At 32.9% G+C, this 20,620-nt stretch carries 20 protein-coding genes; 18 read left to right on the top strand and 2 right to left on the bottom strand.

All coding sequences use genetic code 11. The features are described 5' to 3' along the window. The first annotated feature begins 85 nt into the window (after window positions 1–85). The 12 genes from prfA to B7R65_RS06700 all read left to right on the top strand — a co-directional run bounded on the left by prfA (window position 86) and on the right by B7R65_RS06700 (window position 10,968). Window positions 86–1,153: a peptide chain release factor 1 gene (gene prfA, locus B7R65_RS06755; RefSeq protein ID WP_142288213.1), complete on the top strand. Its 1,068-nt coding sequence runs from the start codon at window positions 86–88 to the stop codon at window positions 1,151–1,153. Beyond that, window positions 1,153–2,010: a peptide chain release factor N(5)-glutamine methyltransferase gene (gene prmC, locus B7R65_RS06750; RefSeq protein ID WP_088042010.1), complete on the top strand. Its 858-nt coding sequence runs from the start codon at window positions 1,153–1,155 to the stop codon at window positions 2,008–2,010. Before prfA ends, prmC begins: the two co-directional genes overlap by 1 nt. A gap of 42 nt (window positions 2,011–2,052) precedes the next feature. Beyond that, complete coding sequence (locus tag B7R65_RS06745) at window positions 2,053–3,009, top strand: ATP-grasp domain-containing protein (protein ID WP_088042009.1); 957 nt, start codon at window positions 2,053–2,055, stop codon at window positions 3,007–3,009. 88 nt (window positions 3,010–3,097) lie between these two features. After that, window positions 3,098–3,856 (top strand): stage II sporulation protein R, encoded by a 759-nt coding sequence (gene spoIIR / locus B7R65_RS06740; protein ID WP_088042008.1) that lies wholly within the window; start codon window positions 3,098–3,100, stop codon window positions 3,854–3,856. Window positions 3,857–3,914: 58 nt separating this feature from the next. Continuing rightward, window positions 3,915–4,373, top strand: a complete 459-nt coding sequence (locus B7R65_RS06735; RefSeq protein WP_088042007.1) for a GNAT family N-acetyltransferase — start codon at window positions 3,915–3,917, stop codon at window positions 4,371–4,373. Window positions 4,374–4,479: 106 nt separating this feature from the next. Continuing rightward, a complete protein-coding gene (locus B7R65_RS06730; protein WP_088042006.1) occupies window positions 4,480–5,520 on the top strand; it encodes an L-threonylcarbamoyladenylate synthase in 1,041 nt (346 codons plus the stop codon). Window positions 5,521–5,603: 83 nt separating this feature from the next. Beyond that, window positions 5,604–6,161, top strand: a complete 558-nt coding sequence (locus tag B7R65_RS06725) for a manganese efflux pump MntP (protein ID WP_088042005.1) — start codon at window positions 5,604–5,606, stop codon at window positions 6,159–6,161. A 236-nt stretch (window positions 6,162–6,397) separates the two neighbouring features. Further along, window positions 6,398–6,838 (top strand): low molecular weight protein arginine phosphatase, encoded by a 441-nt coding sequence (locus B7R65_RS06720; RefSeq protein ID WP_088042004.1) that lies wholly within the window; start codon window positions 6,398–6,400, stop codon window positions 6,836–6,838. A 124-nt stretch (window positions 6,839–6,962) separates the two neighbouring features. After that, the gene (gene rpiB, locus B7R65_RS06715; protein WP_088042003.1) at window positions 6,963–7,400 is read left to right on the top strand and encodes a ribose 5-phosphate isomerase B; all 438 of its coding nucleotides are present in this window, start codon (window positions 6,963–6,965) and stop codon (window positions 7,398–7,400) included. A gap of 141 nt (window positions 7,401–7,541) precedes the next feature. Further along, a complete protein-coding gene (locus B7R65_RS06710) occupies window positions 7,542–8,111 on the top strand; it encodes a TIGR01440 family protein (RefSeq protein WP_088042002.1) in 570 nt (189 codons plus the stop codon). Window positions 8,112–8,299: 188 nt separating this feature from the next. After that, complete coding sequence (locus B7R65_RS06705; RefSeq protein ID WP_088042001.1) at window positions 8,300–9,541, top strand: serine hydroxymethyltransferase; 1,242 nt, start codon at window positions 8,300–8,302, stop codon at window positions 9,539–9,541. 81 nt (window positions 9,542–9,622) lie between these two features. Beyond that, window positions 9,623–10,968 (top strand): IS3 family transposase gene (locus tag B7R65_RS06700; protein ID WP_088042000.1). Its coding sequence is split into 2 segments (ribosomal slippage): window positions 9,623–10,079 and window positions 10,079–10,968, totalling 1,347 coding nucleotides; the frame shifts between segments, so codons are not numbered across the junction. A 46-nt stretch (window positions 10,969–11,014) separates the two neighbouring features. On the opposite strand, the gene B7R65_RS06695 is transcribed toward B7R65_RS06700, so the two are convergent. Further along, the gene (locus B7R65_RS06695; RefSeq protein WP_088041999.1) at window positions 11,015–11,965 is read right to left on the bottom strand and encodes a metal ABC transporter substrate-binding protein; all 951 of its coding nucleotides are present in this window, start codon (window positions 11,963–11,965) and stop codon (window positions 11,015–11,017) included. A 327-nt stretch (window positions 11,966–12,292) separates the two neighbouring features. Continuing rightward, window positions 12,293–13,027, bottom strand: a complete 735-nt coding sequence (pssA, locus tag B7R65_RS06690; protein WP_088041998.1) for a CDP-diacylglycerol--serine O-phosphatidyltransferase — start codon at window positions 13,025–13,027, stop codon at window positions 12,293–12,295. A gap of 603 nt (window positions 13,028–13,630) precedes the next feature. On the opposite strand from pssA, the gene B7R65_RS06685 reads away from it, so the two are divergent. The 6 genes from B7R65_RS06685 (at window position 13,631) to B7R65_RS06665 (ending at window position 20,616) form a co-directional block, all read left to right on the top strand. Then, the gene (locus B7R65_RS06685) at window positions 13,631–15,262 is read left to right on the top strand and encodes a peptide ABC transporter substrate-binding protein (RefSeq protein ID WP_088041997.1); all 1,632 of its coding nucleotides are present in this window, start codon (window positions 13,631–13,633) and stop codon (window positions 15,260–15,262) included. A gap of 632 nt (window positions 15,263–15,894) precedes the next feature. Further along, the gene (locus B7R65_RS06680) at window positions 15,895–17,529 is read left to right on the top strand and encodes a peptide ABC transporter substrate-binding protein (RefSeq protein WP_088041996.1); all 1,635 of its coding nucleotides are present in this window, start codon (window positions 15,895–15,897) and stop codon (window positions 17,527–17,529) included. Between the two features lie 173 nt (window positions 17,530–17,702). Beyond that, complete coding sequence (gene uptA / locus B7R65_RS06675; RefSeq protein WP_256941196.1) at window positions 17,703–18,302, top strand: undecaprenyl phosphate transporter UptA; 600 nt, start codon at window positions 17,703–17,705, stop codon at window positions 18,300–18,302. A 68-nt stretch (window positions 18,303–18,370) separates the two neighbouring features. Beyond that, on the top strand, window positions 18,371–18,547 hold the full coding sequence (locus B7R65_RS21260; protein WP_179194798.1) for a hypothetical protein: 177 nt from the start codon (window positions 18,371–18,373) through the stop codon (window positions 18,545–18,547). Window positions 18,548–18,728: 181 nt separating this feature from the next. Next, the gene (locus B7R65_RS06670) at window positions 18,729–19,667 is read left to right on the top strand and encodes a magnesium transporter CorA family protein (RefSeq protein ID WP_088041995.1); all 939 of its coding nucleotides are present in this window, start codon (window positions 18,729–18,731) and stop codon (window positions 19,665–19,667) included. A 67-nt stretch (window positions 19,668–19,734) separates the two neighbouring features. Beyond that, window positions 19,735–20,616 (top strand): permease, encoded by an 882-nt coding sequence (locus tag B7R65_RS06665; protein WP_088041994.1) that lies wholly within the window; start codon window positions 19,735–19,737, stop codon window positions 20,614–20,616. Window positions 20,617–20,620 lie beyond the last annotated feature (4 nt).

Genomic DNA, 20,620 nt, shown 5'->3' with positions numbered 1-20,620 from the left:
GAATGGAAGCGAATGCCAACTAAGATTCGCTGATTAAAATATACATTAAGTAACTATTTAAGACGAAATTGTCGAGGTGAAAGATATGTTTGATCGTTTGCAAGCAGTAGAAGATCGCTATGATAAATTAAATGAACTACTTAGTGATCCTGAGATTATTAATGATTCAAAAAAATTACGTGAATACTCAAAAGAACAATCTGATATTCAAGAAACAGTTGATGCATATCGTCAATATAAATCAGTAAAAGAGCAAATTAAAGACGCAAAAACCATGCTTGAAGATAAGCTTGATGCAGATATGCGCGAAATGGTAAAAGAAGAATTAAATGAACTTGAAGCTGAATCGAAAGACCTTGAAGAGCAATTAAAAGTACTTTTAATACCAAAGGACCCTAATGATGACAAAAACGTTATAGTTGAGATCCGTGGCGCAGCTGGTGGAGATGAAGCGGCTTTATTTGCTGCAACTCTTTACAGAATGTACAGCCGTTTTGCTGAGGTAAATGGCTGGAAAACAGAAATAATCGAGGGTAACTATACTGAGCTAGGTGGCTTCAAAGAGATTATCTTTATGATTAATGGTAAGGGCGCATTCTCAAAATTAAAATTTGAAAATGGTGCACACCGAGTTCAACGTGTTCCTGAAACAGAATCAGGCGGACGTATTCATACATCAACTGCAACAGTTGCTGTATTACCAGAAGCAGAAGAAGTTGAGATTGAAATCCATGATAAAGATATACGCGTAGATACATTTGCGTCTAGTGGACCTGGAGGACAATCAGTAAATACGACGATGTCTGCGGTTCGTTTAACACATATTCCTACAAATACTGTCGTATCATGTCAAGACGAAAAATCACAAATTAAAAATAAAGAAAAAGCAATGAAAGTTCTTCGAGCAAGAGTTTATGATAAATTCCAACGAGAAATCCAAGCGGAGTACGATCAAAATCGTAAACAAGCTGTAGGTACAGGCGATCGTTCTGAGCGTATTCGTACTTATAACTTCCCACAAAACCGTGTTACTGACCATCGAATTGGATTAACAATCCAAAAACTTGATCAAATCGTCGAAGGTAAGATTGACGAAATCATAAATGCATTAATTATGGATGATCAAGCAAAAAGAATGGAACAAAGTCAATAATGACAACGAAGATATACGAAGCCCTAAAATGGGCTTCTTCTTTTTTACAAAAACATGGTCGAGATGAAAATGTGGGCGAAATTACGTTACAGCATATTTTAGATTGCAATCGTACGCAATTACTCATGAATATGAGAGAAGAATTACTTGAAAATCAATGGATTCAATTCCAAGATATGTTGACGAAACATATTGAAGGGCAACCGATTCAGTATTTAATTGGTTACGAATATTTTTATGGTAGAAAGTTTTTTGTTAATGAAGAAGTGTTAATTCCAAGACCAGAAACAGAAGAATTAGTAGAAGGTGTTCTTCATCGAATTAATCAGCTTTGGGAGAAAACTGAAAAACTTGAGCTTGTAGATGTTGGGACAGGTAGTGGAGCGATTGCAATCTCCCTTGCACTTGAGAACAACCAATTAATGGTTCATACTGTTGATATTGCTGAAGAATCTATTAAGGTTGCTAAACAGAATGCACAAGAATTACATGCGAATGTAAACTTTATACACAATGATTTATTAAATTACTTCATTGAAGAAAATAAAAAAGTAGATATTGTCGTTTCAAATCCACCCTATATCCCTCACGAAGATTGGTTACAGTTAGATGATGTAGTGAAAGACCACGAACCTTATAGAGCTTTAGTAGGTGGGGAAGATGGATTGGATTTTTATCGCCGATTTGCACAGGACTTACCAAAGGTACTACGCGAAAAGGCACTGGTTGCTTTTGAAGTGGGTGTTGGTCAAGGAGAGCCGGTAGCGTCGATACTGAAGAGTGCATTTCCAACGAGTGATGTAGAAGTTGTGTTTGATATAAATGGTAAAGACCGCATGGTATATATGATGAAATAACAAACTTATTTAATGATACTGGGACGAAAGTTGAGTGTGTAGATGACAAGTTTAAATGGCTGGATTGTATACAATGGACATGTGACATCTTCAAAATTTATGGATTTATTTATTGAATTGCAAGGAATTTGTGCTAACAAAGGCTTAAATACAAAGCTAATAAAACATAATGAATTAATCCCTGTAATTGATAAGGGAAGAGCGATTTTAAAAGGTAAATATGAAGATGAAAAGCCAGATTTTATTATTTATTGGGATAAAGATACAGCTTTAGCACGCCATTTAGAAATTATGGGTTTTAAAGTATATAATTCAGCTCTTGCGATAAAGAACTGCGATAATAAATCATTAACGTATCAAATTTTATCTGAATATGAAATACCTATGCCAAAAACAATTAATGCGCCTTTAGTGTATCCAAGCTGTAAAGTGAATGATTTTAGTTTCTATGATACTGTAGAGCAAGAATTAGGCTACCCATTTGTTTTAAAGGAATCCTATGGTTCTTTTGGAATGCAAGTTTATCTAATCCATAATCGAGATGAGTTTTTACAAAAAGTTGAAGAATTGCAGTATGTCCCACATCTTTATCAGGAGTTTATTGAAACGAGTAAAGGTAGAGATATGAGACTATACATTGTTGGTGATCGAGTTGTTGCTTCGATGATACGTAGTTCTGAAACAGATTTTAGGGCAAATGCGGAACTCGGAGGAAATGCAGCTTCATATGAACCAACAGAAGCACAAAAAGATCTAGCGTTAAGATGTGCAAAAATACTAGGAGTAGATTTCGCAGGAATCGATTTATTATTTGCTGAAAATGATGAAGCGATTGTATGTGAAGTAAATTCAAATGCACATATGAAGGCGATTATGAAATGTACGGGTATCAATGTCGCAGAATTAATAATAGATTATATCAAAAAAGATCTGTTAAGAAACAACACAAAAGAACATAAAAAATCGATTGTAAGATTGGCGATTAATCCAGAAAAGTAATCAAAAAAGTAATCAAAAAATAGAATAGTAGTGTTTAAGAATTAGTAGTTTTGTCTACACTGTTTGCTAGAGGGACGGTGGAGAGACAATGAAAACTAAAAATAAAACAAAAACTACTTATAAGATTATATCTTTATTTATCATATTATTGATTAGTTCGTTGGTATTGGTGCCACTTCAAGATACAAATGCAAAAGGTAACGAAATGGTTGTTATTCCTAAAAAGGCCGTTCGATTAAGAATTTTAGCTAATAGTGATTCTAGTGAGGATCAAGCACTTAAACGTAAAGTTAGAGATGAAGTTAATGCACAAATAAATACATGGGTAAAAGACTTAGTTAGCTTTGAAGAAGGTCAAAAGGTCATTCAGAGCCATATTCCTGAACTAGAGAAAACTGTTGAACGTGTAATTAAGGAAGAAGGATCAAATCAAACTTTCACAATCACATATTCAAAAAAAGTTAAGTTTCCAACAAAGTTATACGGTAGTTTTTTATATCCAGCTGGTAATTATGAAGCTGTTCTAATTAAACTTGGTGCAGGTCAAGGAGCTAACTGGTGGTGTGTATTATTTCCTCCATTATGTTTCTTAGATTTCTCAAATGGAGACGCGACGATTAACTCACTTCAAGCGCAGCAAAAGGTTGAAAAAGAAACGGAAATTGAAAATGATTCAGAAAAAGGTAAAGGTTTTGCTTATACCCAAGAAGAGAAACGTACTGAAGCATCAAGTTTAACTCAAGAGAATAATCAAGTTGAAGAAGTTTCTGCTTTACCGAAAGAAGAACCAAAAGAAGACATAAAAGTAGAAAGTTTTTTTGTACAAATGATTAAACAATTATTTTAGTTCTAGTAATCTCCCTGTGTGCATAAAGTATTACAAGCATATTAGGGAGGTTATTTTATTGAAGATACGCTCATCATTACCGGAAGATTTTGAAACAATCTTTTCTTTTTTAGGACAAGCAGGACTCTCAACTATTGGACTCCAAGAACAGCAGGAATCCTTTTTCATATTGGAAGATGAAGTCGGAGAAGCAAAAGCCGTAGTAGGTTATGAACAAAATGGTAATGAAGCACTATTAAGATCTCTAGTTGTTGCACCTACCATTTATTCACAGCATATGGTACTCTTTTTACAAAGTGTACTAGAAAAATTAAGTGAAGAAATGATAACTCATGTATACTTATTAACAAGACAAAATGTAGTTCAGGATTTATTCCTTTTATTAGGTTTTCAACAAACGGATGAAGCTGATGTTTCGGAAAATATTAAAGAAATGCAGCATTTTCAAAATACAATCAAAAACGAGAATGTATTAGTATATCAAAAAGAACTATACACAAAGTTATCCACAAATTAGCAAGTTTTATCCACAATTTGTGGATAAGACTTGCTTTTCATTCTTTGGGTATTGTCTAATTTTGTAAAATATACACTATTATTCACTCTAAAGAGAGGTGCTACACATGGAAACAAAATTATGGTATGTGGATAATCCTGTGAATAAAGAGGGAATTTACCCACAGATTGTGGATGCAGCGAAAAAATTGCAATTAGGACAAGTTGTTGCTTTTCCAACTGAAACAGTTTATGGATTAGGAGCAAATGCTTTTTCTGACGAAGCCGTACAGCGAATTTTTCAAGCAAAAGGAAGACCAAGTGATAATCCATTAATCGTACATATAGCAAAAGAACACCAACTAGTTGAACTTGTTGAAAACATTCCTGTTGACGCGAAGAAGTTAATGGAAGCATTTTGGCCTGGACCTTTGACGATTATTTTAAAAAGTAAAGAGAATGTTTCTAAATTTGTAACAGCAGGATTATCATCGGTGGGTGTCAGAATGCCAGATCATCCTGTCGCTCTAGCGCTTATTGAGGCAAGTGAATTACCAATAGCTGCGCCAAGTGCAAATACATCTGGGAAACCAAGTCCTACATCAGCGAAGCATGTTTTTGAAGATTTAAATGGACGGATAGCTGGAATCGTAGATGGGGGTAGTACAGGCGTTGGTGTGGAATCAACTGTAATAGATTGTACCCAAGAAGTGTTCACAATCTTAAGGCCAGGAAGCATAACACCCGAAATGATTCGGAAAATCATTTCTAATGTGGAAATTGATCCTGCAACAATAAATGAAACAAAAGCACCGAAATCTCCTGGTATGAAATATAAACATTATGCTCCAAATGCAGAAATGCACCTTGTTCAAGGAAGCATTGGATTTATTAACAAACTTATACACAAAAATCAATTAGATGGAAGACGTGTGGGAGTGTTAACAACTGAGGAAAATAAATCACAATACAATGCTGAAGTTGTTCTAGCCTGTGGAAAACGTAATGAATTAGAAACAGTTGCAGCATCGCTTTACGATTGTATCCGTCAATTTAATGAACAGAATGTGGATATAATTTATTGTGAGACGTTTCCATACGAAGGAATTGGTATTGCGATTATGAACAGGTTGTGGAAAGCTTGTGGACATTCTGTTATTACTGAATAAATAAAATTTATTATTAATGATTTCCCTCATATGTATTATTGGACGTGCATATCTTTGTAATAGCAAGTCCTAGGAGGGGAAGCATGAATAGCTCATTAATCGATGAAATGATTACATTAACCATTATGGGATCTGCGCTAGGATTAGATGCATTCTCTGTTGGCTTAGGAATGGGAGTCATTCAACTAAAATTTAAGCAAATTATTAATATAGGTTTAGTTATTGGGTTATTTCATGTAATTATGCCCCTTTCAGGAATGGCGATAGGATACGAGCTATCCGAAAATTTTGGTCGAATAGCCGTAGTTATTGGCGGTATATTGTTGATGGGTATTGGATTTCATATGATTTATTCAACCTTATTTGGTAAGGAAGAAAATAAATTTTCACCAACTGGAGCTGGTTTACTCCTTTTTGCATTTAGTGTGAGTGTAGATAGTTTTTCAGTGGGGATAAGTTTAGGGACATTTGGAGCAAAAACGTGGTTAACCATTTTACTATTTGGGATAATTAGTACACTCCTAACATGGGCAGGTTTACTTTTAGGACGAAGAGTCGAACAAGAATTAGGAAAGTTTGGCGAGTTGCTTGGTGGTTCGTTTTTACTTGTCTTTGGAATTAAATTATTATTTTTCTCTTAATTGAAATTAAGGATGGTGAATTTGCTTAGTGAATTCATCATCCTTTTTGCTATTAATTGAATGAATCTGATCTAAAAGTTGATTCTTTTCTAAAAAGAATGATCATTTAGATTTGATATCTTATAGAAGAAATGATTTATTGATAATATAAAGAGTATAAACAAATGAAAAATCTAAATTAAAATTTAATAGAGTTTGAAATAACTTGATGAATTAAGATGAAAGAGAGGGAATTTATGAAAAATATATTATTTGTTTGCACAGGTAACACTTGTAGAAGTCCAATGGCAGAGGCTCTTTTAAAACATTATGGAAAAGAAACTCATCAAGCGAAATCTGCGGGAGTATTTGCGATGTCAGGAGAAGGGGCCTCTCGCAATGCGATAACGGCGCTTGGCAAAAGAGGAATTGAAATTAATCACACCTCACAACTGGTATCTGTAGAATTACTAGATTGGTCTACAAATGTATTATCAATGACTTCTAGTCATAAACAGATGTTGATTTCCCAATTTCCACAATATAAAGATAAAATATATACATTACATGAATACGTGAACGGAAATGAAAAGGATATATCAGACCCGTACAGCGGTTCATTAGAACGATATGAAAATACACTTAATGAACTTGAAGAATTAATCCAAAAAGTCGTTCGGAAATCTGAAGAGAATTGAAGTTAAACGGAAATTGAAATCATAATTAGATTGACCAAGTTTGAACATAATAGTGTAAGATAGAAGTGGAAGAAATATACTCGTAAATGTAGCTAATGACAAGAAAAGTATGGGGGTAAAACGAATGAAAGTAGCAATAGCATCTGATCACGGCGGAGTAAACATTCGTCAAGAAATTATGAACCTAATGGATGAAATGGGTATTCAATATGAAGATTTTGGTTGTGAATGTGGTTCATCTGTAGATTACCCTGATTATGCGTTTCCAGTTGCACAAAAAGTTGCAAATGGAGAAGTGGATCGTGGAATTTTAGTTTGCGGAACAGGAATTGGAATGTCAATTGCTGCTAATAAAGTAAAAGGTATACGTTGTGCATTAGTCCATGATACATTTAGTGCAAGAGCAACTCGTCAGCATAATGACAGCAATGTTTTAGCGATGGGTGAACGCGTAATTGGACCTGGATTAGCTAGAGACATTGCACAATTATGGTTGACCACTGAATTTGAAGGCGGTCGACATGAAAATCGTGTAAATAAAATTAAAGAATTCGAAAATTAAATAAAAGATTACGAATACAGTCAAATTTTAATATCAAATATAGCCGCTAATCCAAACCTATCAATGTGAAGATTATCGGCTTTTTTATAATTACATAACTTTTCTATAAATTATTTAAGTTTCCGTGAAAGGAAGAATAGAATGAGTGAAGAATTGAGTTTAATAAGACACCAACTTTCAACGCTTTTGACTGAACTTCAGGATCAGGCAACATTATCAAATGAACATGTGTTAGTCATCGGATGCAGTACGAGTGAAGTAATCGGTAAAAAGATAGGAACTTCAGGAACATTGGAAGTAGCTGAGATTCTATTTAATACATTTAAAGATTTTCAAAATGAAACCGGTGTACAACTAGCATTCCAATGTTGTGAACATTTAAATAGGGCATTAGTAGTTCAAAAAATGACAGCTAAAAATTTATCTCTAGATGAAGTGACTGTTACTCCTGTTCGAACAGCAGGTGGGGCTCTAGCATCCTATGCATATCGTCATCTAGAAAATGCTGTAATTGTAGAATTTATAAAAGCTGATGCAGGGATAGATATTGGTGATACATTGATTGGAATGCATTTAAAACACGTAGCTGTTCCTTTAAGAACAAGTATTAAAGAGGTAGGACATGCTCATATTTCAGTAGCTAAAACTCGTCCGAAATTAATTGGAGGAGAAAGAGCAGTCTATTCACTAGAAGAGGAAATCAATCTTTAAGTATAAGGTATCCGTTAAAAAGGGAGTTGGAGCGAATTCTCATAAATTAAATATTAAGGAGAATTAAGATAAATCATTTCATTCTATTAATAATCATGTTAAAATAAAATGGAATTCAGTCTTTTTTCGAATGATATTATATATTTATACTAATAATGTTCGTGTTTTATTAAAAGGGGGAAGTAGCCATGGAAAATTTAAAGAAGCAAGATCCATCAGTGTATGAAGCAATTCAGTTAGAACTAGGTAGACAACGTTCAAAAATCGAGTTAATTGCATCTGAGAATTTTGTAAGTGAAGCAGTTATGGAAGCTCAAGGTTCAGTATTAACTAATAAGTATGCTGAAGGTTATCCAAGCAAACGCTACTATGGTGGATGTGAATATGTAGATATTGCTGAAAATATTGCAAGAGACCGTGCAAAAGAAATTTTTGGTGCTGAGCACGTAAATGTACAACCACATTCTGGTGCCCAAGCTAATATGGCAGTTTATTTCACGATTTTAAAACATGGTGATACAGTATTAGGTATGAATTTATCACATGGTGGTCATTTGACACATGGTAGTCCAGTAAACTTTAGTGGACTTCAATATAACTTCGTTGAGTATGGCGTAGACCAAGATACTCAAGTAATTAACTATGATGATGTATTAGAAAAAGCTCGAGTACATAAACCAAAATTAATAGTAGCTGGTGCAAGTGCTTACCCAAGAGCGATTGACTTCAAAAAATTCCGTGAAATTGCGGATGAAGTCGGTGCTTATTTAATGGTTGATATGGCGCATATCGCTGGTTTAGTAGCTACTGGTTTACATCAAAATCCAGTGCCATTTGCTGATTTTGTAACTACAACGACTCACAAAACATTACGTGGACCTCGTGGTGGAATGATTTTATGTAAAGAAGAGTTTGCTAAAGCTATTGATAAATCAATTTTCCCTGGAATTCAAGGTGGACCTCTTATGCATGTAATTGCTGCTAAAGCAGTAGCATTTGGAGAAGCTTTACAAGCTGATTTTAAAAACTATGCTCAATCAATTATTGATAATGCGCAACGTTTAGCTGAAAGCTTAAAAGCTCAAGGCTTAAATCTAGTATCTGGTGGAACTGATAATCATTTAATCTTAATTGATGTACGTTCATTAGAATTAACAGGTAAAGTGGCTGAGCATGTATTAGACGAAGTCGGTATTACTTGTAATAAAAATACGATTCCATTTGATCCAGCTAGCCCATTCGTAACTAGCGGAATCAGAATTGGTACAGCGGCAGTAACATCTCGCGGCTTTACTTTAGAAGATATGGATGAAATTGCATCTATCATCGCTGAAACGTTAAAAAATCACGAGAATGAAGAAGTATTAGAAGTATCTCGTAATAGAGTTAACGCTTTATCAAGTAAATACGAATTATATCCAGCTTATTAATTAATGTTGATAAAGTAGCCATTTAATAATGAACTGCACCCCAATTGTTAGACACAACTAACAATTGGAGGTGCATTTTTTGTGACCAAAATTTCACTAGATCAAAAATTAATAGCTATTCATAAATATCTTGATGGTCATGGTTCATATGATTCTATCGGTAAATCTATTGGTGTACGAAAAAGAATCGTACAAACTTGGGTAGCTTTCTATAATGAATATGGCGTAGATGGTTTAACTTCTACATATACAAACTATTCGATAGAGTTTAAAATGGACGTATTAAAATATATGAGTAACACAGGGGCCACTGTTCTAGAAACAGCTCTAAAGTTTAGAATTCCATCTCCTAGTTCAATTGAAACTTGGAGAAAAAAACTTGAAGAACACGGAAATGATGCCCTTATTCCAAAGAAAAAGGGGCGTCCACCAATGAAAAAGGAAAATAAAAAAACACATTTACCAGGATCTAAAGAAGCAATACAAGCAGAGAATGAGCGTTTACGTGCGGAGAATGCTTATCTAAAAAAGTTACACGCCTTAATTCAAGAAAAAGAAAAATCACAAGCCAAATCAAAGCACAAATCATAAATGAATTAAGGTCTAATTTTAGTTTATCAGTTTTACTCGAAGTAACTGATATTCCTCGTGCGACTTACTACTACTGGGTTAAAAATATGAAACAACCAGACAAATATAGTAAAACAAAAGTAATGATTAAAGAGGTATATCATTCACATAAGCGACGTTATGGTTACCGTCGCATTACTTTAGAATTACGTAAAAGAGGATTTCAAATTAATCATAAAGTAGTACTTCGATTGATGAATGAAATAGGATTGAAGGCTACTGTACGTTCAAAGAAATACCGTTCGTATAAAGGAAAAGTAGGAAAGGTTGCACCTAATATTCTTGAAAGAAATTTTACTGCTTCAAAGCCAAATGAGAAGTGGGTAACTGATATTACAGAATTCCAAATGTACGGGGAAAAGCTATATCTATCTCCGATATTAGACCTTTATAACGGAGAAATTATAGCTTATAGCATTAACAAGCGTCCTGTTTTTCAATTAGTTTACAAAATGTTAAAACGGGGTTTGAGCTGCTTAAATGATGGAGAGAAGCCAATTCTTCATTCGGATCAAGGCTGGCATTATCAAATGAGACAGTACCGAGAGATACTAAAACAAAATAACATTACACAAAGTATGTCCCGTAAAGGGAATTGTTTAGATAACGCAGTTATCGAAAACTTCTTTGGCTTATTAAAATCTGAATTACTATATAATGAAGAATTTAGCAGTATGGATCAGTTTATAGAAAAATTGCATGAATATATTCACTATTACAATCATGAGCGTATTAAGATAAAACTAAAAGGATTGTCCCCTGTTCAATACAGAGTCCAATCCTCTTTAGTTGCATAAAACTATTTGTCTAACTTTTTGGGTTCACTTCAAATTTGGGTCCTTTTTATCGATTATTTAATGTTTTGTCTAATGTTTTAATATTTTCATTCATTAAATCAAAATAGTCTCTATTATTTTTTAAGTCATCTTCAGATACTGTAGCTAAATGATTTAATCTTAATATTTCCGCGTGTGTTTCATCTTTAACTACTGAAGCCACTTTCGGAGTAGCGAATGTTTCAAATAAAATATACTTTACATGGTGTTCTTTAACAAAATCTACTACTTTCTTTAACTCTTTTTGCGATGGCTCTTGAGAAGGAGATAGTCCAGTAATTGGTATTTGTTCAAGTCCATAATGCTGTTCCCAGTATCCGAATGCTGCATGTGATACAACAATATCTTTTCGTTCGGAATGAAGTATTAAACTTCTTAATTCGTTATCGAGCTTATCAAATTCAGGATCAATTTTATTAAAGTTTGCTTCAAAGTAATCCTTTTGTTTAGGCATTAACTTTATTAATTCATTTTTAATATTTTCTGCTTCAATTTTTGCTAAAGTAGGGTCTAACCAAACATGAGGATCCATATCATGATGATTTCCTTCTGATTCATGATGGTCATGGTCATCTTCCTCAGTTGATTTTATTAGTTCAATATTATTTGAAGCCTCAAGGATATCAACTTGTTTATCTTTTAAAGTTTCTTTTATTTTATCTGCAAATGGTTCCATACCAGCTCCGTTATAGATAAATAAATCCGAGTTTGCAATATTTACTATTTGTTTAGAAGTAGGTTCAAAATCATGTGAATCAACACCGGCAGGGTAGATTGATTTTACATTTACAAATTTACCACCAATTTTTTGAGCAAAATCTTCTAAAGGAAAGATTGTCGTATAAATAGTTAATTGGTTTTTATTTTTATGTTGATTTGTCGTATTACTTTGAGTACAGCCTGATAAAATTGTCCCTGATAAAAGCAAAGTTGTAATAGCTAAATTTTTAAATTTCATTTATTTCTCTCCCTAGGTACGTATCTACTTATTATTTTGTCTAAGGTTTAAATTTAAACTAATAAATTTAAAATATAAATCGTAATCATTACTTTTTATGTGGTAAAAAAAGAAATGCAGACAATTGCATCACACATTTTTGATAGACTTAAATAATTAAAAATTTAATCAAAACGTAATAAATCCGATTTAACACTTTGTTATTATAAAACAGGTAATTTCAATATGCAAGCAATATGTGAACGAATTAGAATATTAAAAAAGCAAAAAGAAAAAGTATGTTTGAAGAATCACTTACTGACCCTAAAAACATACTTTTTATTAAGTTTATGGTTTGCGTTTTAAACGAAATCTACGTGGTTTTTGATTCTCAAAACCAGATTGTTTTTTCTTGCTTTTAAAAAATTGGAAAAATATAAAGAAGATATAAAGGGGTATTGCCATATATAGAAAAAATGGCCATTCATTCTTCTTAGCATTCCATACTAGATACAATGCGTATCCCAAAAATAAAGTAATAATCGTCGTATATTTTGGAAGCGGAATATCTTTGAAACTAGGTATTTTAATTTTACTTACCATCAAAAATGCTAAAGCTACAAAAACTGTAATGATAACGATCTGAGGTATTCGATTGCCAAATAAAGTTAAAAATGCAACTAATCCACCAGCAGCTGTTATTGGTACTCCAGTAAAATACTTTAATGATGTCGAGATTGGTGTGACATTAAAACGAGCTAATCGGTATGCTCCAAATAGTGGGAATAACCCTGCGATTGCAAGACCGAGAATCCCTTCATTCGAAAATTGAGTGCAATAAACTAAATACGAAGGGGCTACGCCAAATGTAACGATATCAGCTAATGAATCAAGTTCTTTTCCTAATTGAGACTGAACCCCTAAAACCCTAGCCACACGGCCATCCATACTATCAAGCATCATTCCAATAAGTATAAGAATGGCTGCATTTCTTACTTGACCATCTGCAGCAAATCCAATCGAAAGGAACCCACAATATAAATTCCCTAATGTGAATAGGTTTGGGATACTTCTTCTAATCATAACTTCACTTCCTAAATTCGAAATAAAAACAAATAATGTGCAAATTCATAAATAATATTATAACCCAAAATTTAGTTAGAATGGAAATGAATATTATAGTATTCATATTCTAGACAAATATGATTTAAGCACAAGTTTAATTTAAGGCTGTTTTTAAAATTCTATTGCTATTAAATATGTAAATTTATGCTACACCAATGTATTCGCATTCCGCATGATTGGATCTATGTGTTAGTGTTGCAAACGGTTCTTCGAGGACTCAGTTGTCCTGTAAATCCAATAGGAATTAACCACCTTACTTTCAAATAATCTAACAGTTTACCTTGGAAAAGACAGAAAAAATAGTCTTTTAGAAATGATCTAAAATAAGCTGGATAAGCTTCTTAGAAAATATGTGAATAATATCACGTGTAAATATAACTATGTGAAAAAGCAGGGAATATAAGAGTATTTTACTAGTATTTTACGGAATTTTAATAAAAATTTATTTAAATATTAAAAAAATGCTTTTTTTTCAGAAAATTATGTAGTATATTGAAAAAGTAATAAGTGATTATTCTGAAAAATAAAAAAAGAATGGTCATAATATATGGAGGTGCTCTTATGAAGCGTAGATTAGCAACAACTGTTTCAAGCCTATTAGTACTTAGTACTATATTAGCAGCGTGTGGCAAAGACTCAGAAACAACATCAAGCAAACCTGGTAAAGAAAAGAAGCAAACTTTAAGACTTACAACTACAACTGAGATTCCTTCAATGGATTCTGCAAAAGCAACTGATTCAATGTCATTTGAAGTATTAAACAACGTAAACGAAGGATTACTTCGTTTAGGTCAAGGTGACGATGTTGTTGACGGAATCGCGAAAAAAGACGAGACTGAAGTAAGTGCAGACGGACTTAAATATACTTTCCATTTACGTGATGCAAAATGGTCAAATGGTGAACCAGTAACTGCTAACGATTTCGTATATGCTTGGCAACGTGCAATTGATCCTAATACAGCATCTGAATATTCATTTATTTTATATTATGTGAAAAATGCTGAACAAATCTTTAATGGTAAAATGAAGAAGGATCAATTAGGTGTTAAAGCGATTGATGATAAAACTTTAGAAGTAACATTAGAACAAGCTACACCTTATTTCTTACAATTAACTACTTTCGGTACATATTTACCTGAGAATCAAAAGTTCGTTGAATCTCAAGGTGATCAATACGGTCTTGAAGCAGACAATGTATTATATGATGGACCATTTACTTTAAGTGAGTGGAAACATGCTGAAAGCTTTACATTAACTAAAAATGATAACTACTGGGACAAAGATACAGTTAAGTTATCAGAAATTAAGTACAATGTAGTTAAAGATACTTCAGCTGCTGTTAACTTATATGAAAATGGCGATATCGACAAAGTTATTTTAGATTCTGAGTTTGTTGATAAATATAAAGATGATCCAGATTATCAAACTCAATTAGATGCTCGTTTAGTATTCTTCCGTTTCAATGAAAAACTACCAATCTTCAAAAATGCTAAAGCTCGTAAAGCATTCGATTTAGCATATGACAAAGAAGCAATCACAAGTGCTATCTTAAATGACGGTTCAAAACCTGCAAATTGGTTAGTTCCTTCTGAATGGGTAAAAGGTCCAGATGGAAAAGACTTCCGTGATCATAATGGCGATTTCAACAAATATAACGTTGAAGAAGCTAAAAAATTATGGGATGAAGCGAAAAAAGAATTAGGTAAAGACAAGTTCAAACTTACAATGATTTCTTATGATGATACAACTAGAAAGAAAGCTGCTGAGTATATCGCAGGTGAACTTTCTAAAAACTTACCTGGTTTAACAGTGGAAGTTGCACCACAACCATTCGAAATCAAACTTGATTTAGAGAAAAAATTAGATTATGACTTCTCATTCTCAGGATGGGGACCGGATTATCCAGATCCAATGACATTTATTGATATGTTCTTATCAAACAGCCCATTCAATGAAATGGCATACAACAATCCTAAGTATGATCAATTAGTTAATGATGCTAAAAAAGAAGCAGACCCACAAAAACGTTGGGATAACATGGTAGAAGCTGAGAAAGTTATCATGGACGAAGCTGGTATTTCCCCAATTTACCAACGCGGACGTGCTTTCTTACAAAAAGATACAGTTCAAGGAATTATTGCTCATAAATTTGGCGGAGACTTCTCTTACAAATGGGCTACTAACAAAAAATAATTACTATTTTTTGGAAAGAGAAGGGAATTCCCTTCTCTTTTTTTTGTCTCTTTTCAGATTGATTATATTTTTTTTAGGTTTTGATAAAGTAGCAAGTGGTTAATAAAGATTTTGACTGGAGCGTATTTACGAGACACTTCACTTACTTATTGTTGTGGGATAGTTTAGATCCTGCATGTGCAAAACACTGATGAAGCAAATCGAACGACCTAACGAAATGTGAGCATCCTAGGGAGCCGATATCCGCCAATAACTAGTTAGATTATAATAAAGGATAAGAAACCAACTTTTTTCGAATAATTAATGTGGTTTTTTATCAAACTAGGAAAGAAGTATCATTTTATTTTCAATCGATTAATCTAAATTGATAAGTCAATCATTTAATTTTTATGAAAAATATGCAGAAATATTCAAAAAATTACCAAAAAACGTATCGATTTAAGTAAAAAGATACAGATTTGTGTAAATATATTAACTTTTTTGAAAAAAATGTCGATATTTTGTTGATATTTTCTAAAAACTATGTAAAATAAAGAGTAGTTAAAGATTATTAACTATTCGTACAATAAATTGTTCGAATATTTTAATAGTTTTTAAGTTTAATTGTAATATCTAATTGGGGAGGCAAACTAATGAAAAAGAAAGTTTCGTATTTTCTATCACTATCTGTCGCTGTAAGCATGCTCCTAACTGCGTGTAACTCTAACAAAACAGATGACAACAAAGACTCTGGTAAAGCAAAACCACAGGTATTAAATTTAATCGGTGGTGCTGAACTTCCAGGATTAGATTCAAGTACTACTACTGATGCTGAATCTTTCAACGTTTTAGCTAATATCATGGAAGGTTTAAATACTCTTGGTGAAAACGATGCAGTAACTCCGGGTATGGCTGAAACTACTGATAAATCAGAAGATGGTTTAACTTATACTTTCCATTTACGTGATGCTAAATGGTCAAATGGTGACGCTGTAACAGCTAGCGATTTCGTTTATGCTTGGAAACGCGCTGCAGATCCAAAAAATGCTAGCGAATATGCTTTCATGATGAACGTATTATTAAATGGTGAAGATGTTACAACAGGTAAAAAACCAGTTGATCAATTAGGAGTTAAAGCGATCGATGATAAAACTTTAGAAGTTAAATTAGCGAAAGCAATTCCTTACTTTGATTCTTTAGTAACATTCCCAACATTCTTACCTTTAAATCAAAAATTCGTTGAATCTCAAGGTAAAGATTACGCTTTAGAAGCTGACAAATTAGTATTCAATGGACCATTCGAATTAAAAGAGTGGAAACATAACACTAGCTACCAACTAGTTAAAAACGACGATTACTATGATGCTGATAGCGTAAAATTAAAAGAAATCAACTTCAAAATCGTATTAGACCCACAAACTGCTGTAAACCTTTATGAAACTGGTAAAGTTGACCGTGCTGGTTTAACTGCAGAATTTGTAGACAAGTATAAAGATGATCCAAACTTCGGAACTACAAAAGAGCCAACTGTGTTCTTCTTACGTGTAAACGAATCGAAAAACCCAGCTCTTAAAAATGTAAACATCCGTAAAGCATTAAATGAAGCATTTGACCGTGAAGCAATTACAAGCGTAATTTTAAACAACGGTTCAGTACCATTAACTGGTTTAGCTCCAAGTAACTTCTTAACAACTGCTGATGGCAAAGATTTCCGTGAAGCAAGTGGCGATCTAGTTAAGTATGATACTGCAGACGCTAAAACTTTATGGGAAAAAGGATTAAAAGAAATCGGTAAAAAAGATGTGAAAATCGAATTATTAGGTTCTGACACTGATACTAACAAAAAAATCTCTGAGTACTTACAAGGTGAACTTACTAAGAACTTACCAGGTTTAAGTATCGATATTAAATCAGTACCATTTGCTCAACAATTAGATTTAAACTCTAAAAAAGATTATGATGTATCATTCGGTGGATGGGGTCCTGACTACAAAGATCCTATGACTTACTTTGATATGTGGACTTCGAAGTCTCCATTCAACCAAATGGGCTTCTCAAATGCACAATATGATGATTTAATTGCTAAAGCTGGTGGAGAATATCTATTAGATCCAGAAAAACGTACTGAAGCGTTCTTACAAGCAGAAAAAATCTTAGTACAAGACAATGCTGCAATTCTTCCAATTTACCAACGTGCTCTTGCTCACGTTATGCAACCAAAAGTACATGGTTTAATGGAACACGCATTCGGTGCTGACTTCACTTACAAACATGTTGAAATTAAATAATTAAATTTCAAAAATAGGCTGCTCCAACTGTCAGGTAACTGACTTGGACAGCCTTTTTTTATTTGATTAATTCCGTTAACTAGTTTTAGTAACAAACATTGTATATTTTGACATATTTTAACTTCCTATGTATTATTCTGATAGTACGAGCTGTTTTTGAGAGGAGAGATTTTTTGACCAATATTATACATCAAATATTAGAGTTTTTCGCATCGTTAGGCTATTTAGGGGTTGCTTTAGGCTTAATGATTGAAGTGATACCTAGTGAGATCGTTTTAGCATATGCGGGATACCTTGTAGCTGAAGGACATATTAATTTTGTTGGTGCAGTTATTGCAGGAGTAATTGGTGGGACACTTGCCCAATTATTTGTATATTGGATCGCATATTATGGTGGTCGACCAATAATAGAAAAATATGGTAAATACATATTAATAAATAAACATCACCTGGATGTAGCAGAAAATTGGTTTTTAAAATACGGTGTAGGTGTGATATTTACGGCTCGATTTATTCCGGTTGTAAGGCACGCAATTTCAATTCCAGCAGGACTAGCTAAAATGCCGATTTGTCAATTTACACTTTATACATTACTGGCAATCATACCTTGGTCTATTCTTTTTGTAATGATAGGGGAGAAACTGGGGAAAAATTGGGAAACTGCAAAAGAAGTTTTAGCTCCATATACACCCATGTTAATTGTTATTGCAGTCGCATTATTTGTTGTTTATTTTTTAATCAAGAAATTAGTAGCAAATAAAAAAAATAAATAAATGCTTGAGTGGATTGTCCTCATTTTACATATAATATGTTAACTTTATATGAGAGGATGATTTTCAGTATGGATTATATGTCATTAAAGTCTGATGTTTCAAATACGCTTATGAATGTTCAGGAACAGTTGAATGCAGAAGACTATTCAGTGCATACAAAAGAACAACTCGAAAGTAAGTTAAATCATTATCAATATGTAGACGAATTAATTGATATGAACCATTTTTATAAAAGTGGTTATTAAAAAAAATGGTCACTTTTTGTGACCTTTTTCATTATTGCTAAAAGTTATGAATAATAACGGTATTAACCATATAATCGCTTTATTAGAAATTTGTCTTTCTTTATAATAAAGGTTGAAACAAGGGTAAATGTTTCGTATGCTATTATTGTGTAGTTTTGTTTTAGAATTAGAGGTGAGTTAGATGTTAAATTTTTATGTATCAGATGCACAAGGTAAACTAAATCAAGTCGATACGATTGAAAAAGGCTGCTGGATCAATGCTATCAATCCAAGTGAACAAGAGATTCAATTTTTAGTTCAAAAACTAGACTTAGATTTAGACTTTATAAAAGACCCCCTTGATGATGAAGAGCGTTCCAGGATTGAGGTTGAAGGGGAGCACACTCTAATCATTGTTGATATACCAATAATTGCTCATGATGATACAGGGCATACTATTTTTGATACGATTCCAATTGGGATGATTATATCTTCTAATACGTTTGTGACAATTTGTTTAAATGAGAACCCTATTTTTGAGCGATTTATTTATCAGAAGGTTAAAGGTTTCTTTACGTTTAAGAAAACACGCTTTGCATTACAGTTATTGCATACAACATCGACTTATTATTTACGTTATCTTAAACAAATTAATCGTAAAACGAATGAAATCGAAGCAGAATTACATCAATCAACAAGAAACCAAGAATTATTTACGATGTTGAACCTTGAAAAGAGTCTTGTATACTTTACAACTTCGCTTAAATCAAATAAGATTGTTATGCAAAAGATTCTTAAGGGTAATATTTTAAAAATGTATGAAGATGATGAAGACTTATTAGAAGATGTAATCATTGAAAATAAACAGGCGATTGAGATGGCCGAAGTTTATAGTAATATCTTAAGTGGAATGATGAATACATTTGCATCAGTTATTTCAAATAATTTAAATATTGTAATGAAGTTTTTAACTTCAATTACCATTATTTTATCAATACCTACAATGGTATCTAGTTTTTTTGGAATGAATGTTGGAATTCCGCTTAGGTCGATTCCACATGCTTTTACAATTGTCATTGGCATTTCAGCTATATTATCATCAACAATTGCATTTATATTTTGGAAAAAAAGGTATTTTTAACTCACAAAGCCGACCGTTTATTGGAAGGTTTTGTGAGTTTAATTTTTAGCTACATGGGAGTGAGAAAATGACTACGAGCTTATATCATTCATTCTTGCAAATGAATACGATCTTTATTTCGATTGTAGTCGAAGCATTACCGTTTATTTTAATTGGCGTATTCATTTCAGGGATTATTCAAATATTTATTACAGAAGAAATGTTATCTAAATTAATCCCTAAAAATCGGTACTTAGCAGTTCTGGTCGCGATTTGTTTAGGATTTATTTTTCCGGGGTGTGAATGTGGCATCGTACCAATCGTAAGCAGGCTAATTAAAAAGGGCGTTCCTCATTATGTAGCAGTTGCTTTTATGTTAACAGGACCAATCATTAATCCGATTGTATTATTTGCTACATTTATTGCTTTTGGAAATAATATTGAAATGGTTATCTATCGTGCTGGAGCTGCAATGATAGTTGCATATATTGTCGGAATCATATTATCGTATCTTAATATATCAAACCCATTAAAACACGAGATTGAATCAATTCCAGTAAATCTATCACTTCCAGTGAAACGAAAACTTTGGAATGTATGTGTTCATGCGATTGAAGAGTTCTTTTCAATGGGGAAATTTTTAATTTTGGGTGCTTTAATCGCATCATTTGTACAAACCTTTATTAGCACCTCTACATTAATGCATATTGGTAATGGTCAGGTAGCAAGTATTCTTGTCATGATGACATTAGCCTTTATTTTATCACTTTGCTCAGAAGCTGATGCATTTGTTGCATCTTCATTCCAAAGTACGTTTTCTGTAAATTCGATTGTTGCTTTTATGGTTTTTGGACCAATGGTCGATATAAAAAATACATTAATGTTGTTTCAACACTTTAAAAGTCGATATGTACTAATTATTATTGGATTAGTTGCTATCTTAACTTTTGGAACAACAATGTTAATTTAAGGGA

The sequence above is a fragment of the Bacillus sp. EAC genome (assembly GCF_002156875.1).
In the GTDB taxonomy this organism is placed as follows: Bacteria; Bacillota; Bacilli; order Bacillales; family Bacillaceae_G; genus Gottfriedia.
This window is presented reverse-complemented; position numbering and strand designations above follow the sequence as displayed.

Coding starts and splice junctions, on each gene's coding strand:
- prfA (WP_142288213.1), top strand. CDS start 86: ATGTTTGATCGTTTGCAAGCAGTAGAAGATCGCTATGATAAATTAAAT.
- prmC (WP_088042010.1), top strand. CDS start 1,153: ATGACAACGAAGATATACGAAGCCCTAAAATGGGCTTCTTCTTTTTTA.
- B7R65_RS06745 (WP_088042009.1), top strand. CDS start 2,053: ATGACAAGTTTAAATGGCTGGATTGTATACAATGGACATGTGACATCT.
- spoIIR (WP_088042008.1), top strand. CDS start 3,098: ATGAAAACTAAAAATAAAACAAAAACTACTTATAAGATTATATCTTTA.
- B7R65_RS06730 (WP_088042006.1), top strand. CDS start 4,480: ATGGAAACAAAATTATGGTATGTGGATAATCCTGTGAATAAAGAGGGA.
- B7R65_RS06725 (WP_088042005.1), top strand. CDS start 5,604: ATGAATAGCTCATTAATCGATGAAATGATTACATTAACCATTATGGGA.
- B7R65_RS06720 (WP_088042004.1), top strand. CDS start 6,398: ATGAAAAATATATTATTTGTTTGCACAGGTAACACTTGTAGAAGTCCA.
- rpiB (WP_088042003.1), top strand. CDS start 6,963: ATGAAAGTAGCAATAGCATCTGATCACGGCGGAGTAAACATTCGTCAA.
- B7R65_RS06710 (WP_088042002.1), top strand. CDS start 7,542: ATGAGTGAAGAATTGAGTTTAATAAGACACCAACTTTCAACGCTTTTG.
- B7R65_RS06705 (WP_088042001.1), top strand. CDS start 8,300: ATGGAAAATTTAAAGAAGCAAGATCCATCAGTGTATGAAGCAATTCAG.
- B7R65_RS06695 (WP_088041999.1), bottom strand. CDS start 11,965: ATGAAATTTAAAAATTTAGCTATTACAACTTTGCTTTTATCAGGGACA.
- pssA (WP_088041998.1), bottom strand. CDS start 13,027: ATGATTAGAAGAAGTATCCCAAACCTATTCACATTAGGGAATTTATAT.
- B7R65_RS06685 (WP_088041997.1), top strand. CDS start 13,631: ATGAAGCGTAGATTAGCAACAACTGTTTCAAGCCTATTAGTACTTAGT.
- B7R65_RS06680 (WP_088041996.1), top strand. CDS start 15,895: ATGAAAAAGAAAGTTTCGTATTTTCTATCACTATCTGTCGCTGTAAGC.
- B7R65_RS21260 (WP_179194798.1), top strand. CDS start 18,371: ATGGATTATATGTCATTAAAGTCTGATGTTTCAAATACGCTTATGAAT.
- B7R65_RS06670 (WP_088041995.1), top strand. CDS start 18,729: ATGTTAAATTTTTATGTATCAGATGCACAAGGTAAACTAAATCAAGTC.
- B7R65_RS06665 (WP_088041994.1), top strand. CDS start 19,735: ATGACTACGAGCTTATATCATTCATTCTTGCAAATGAATACGATCTTT.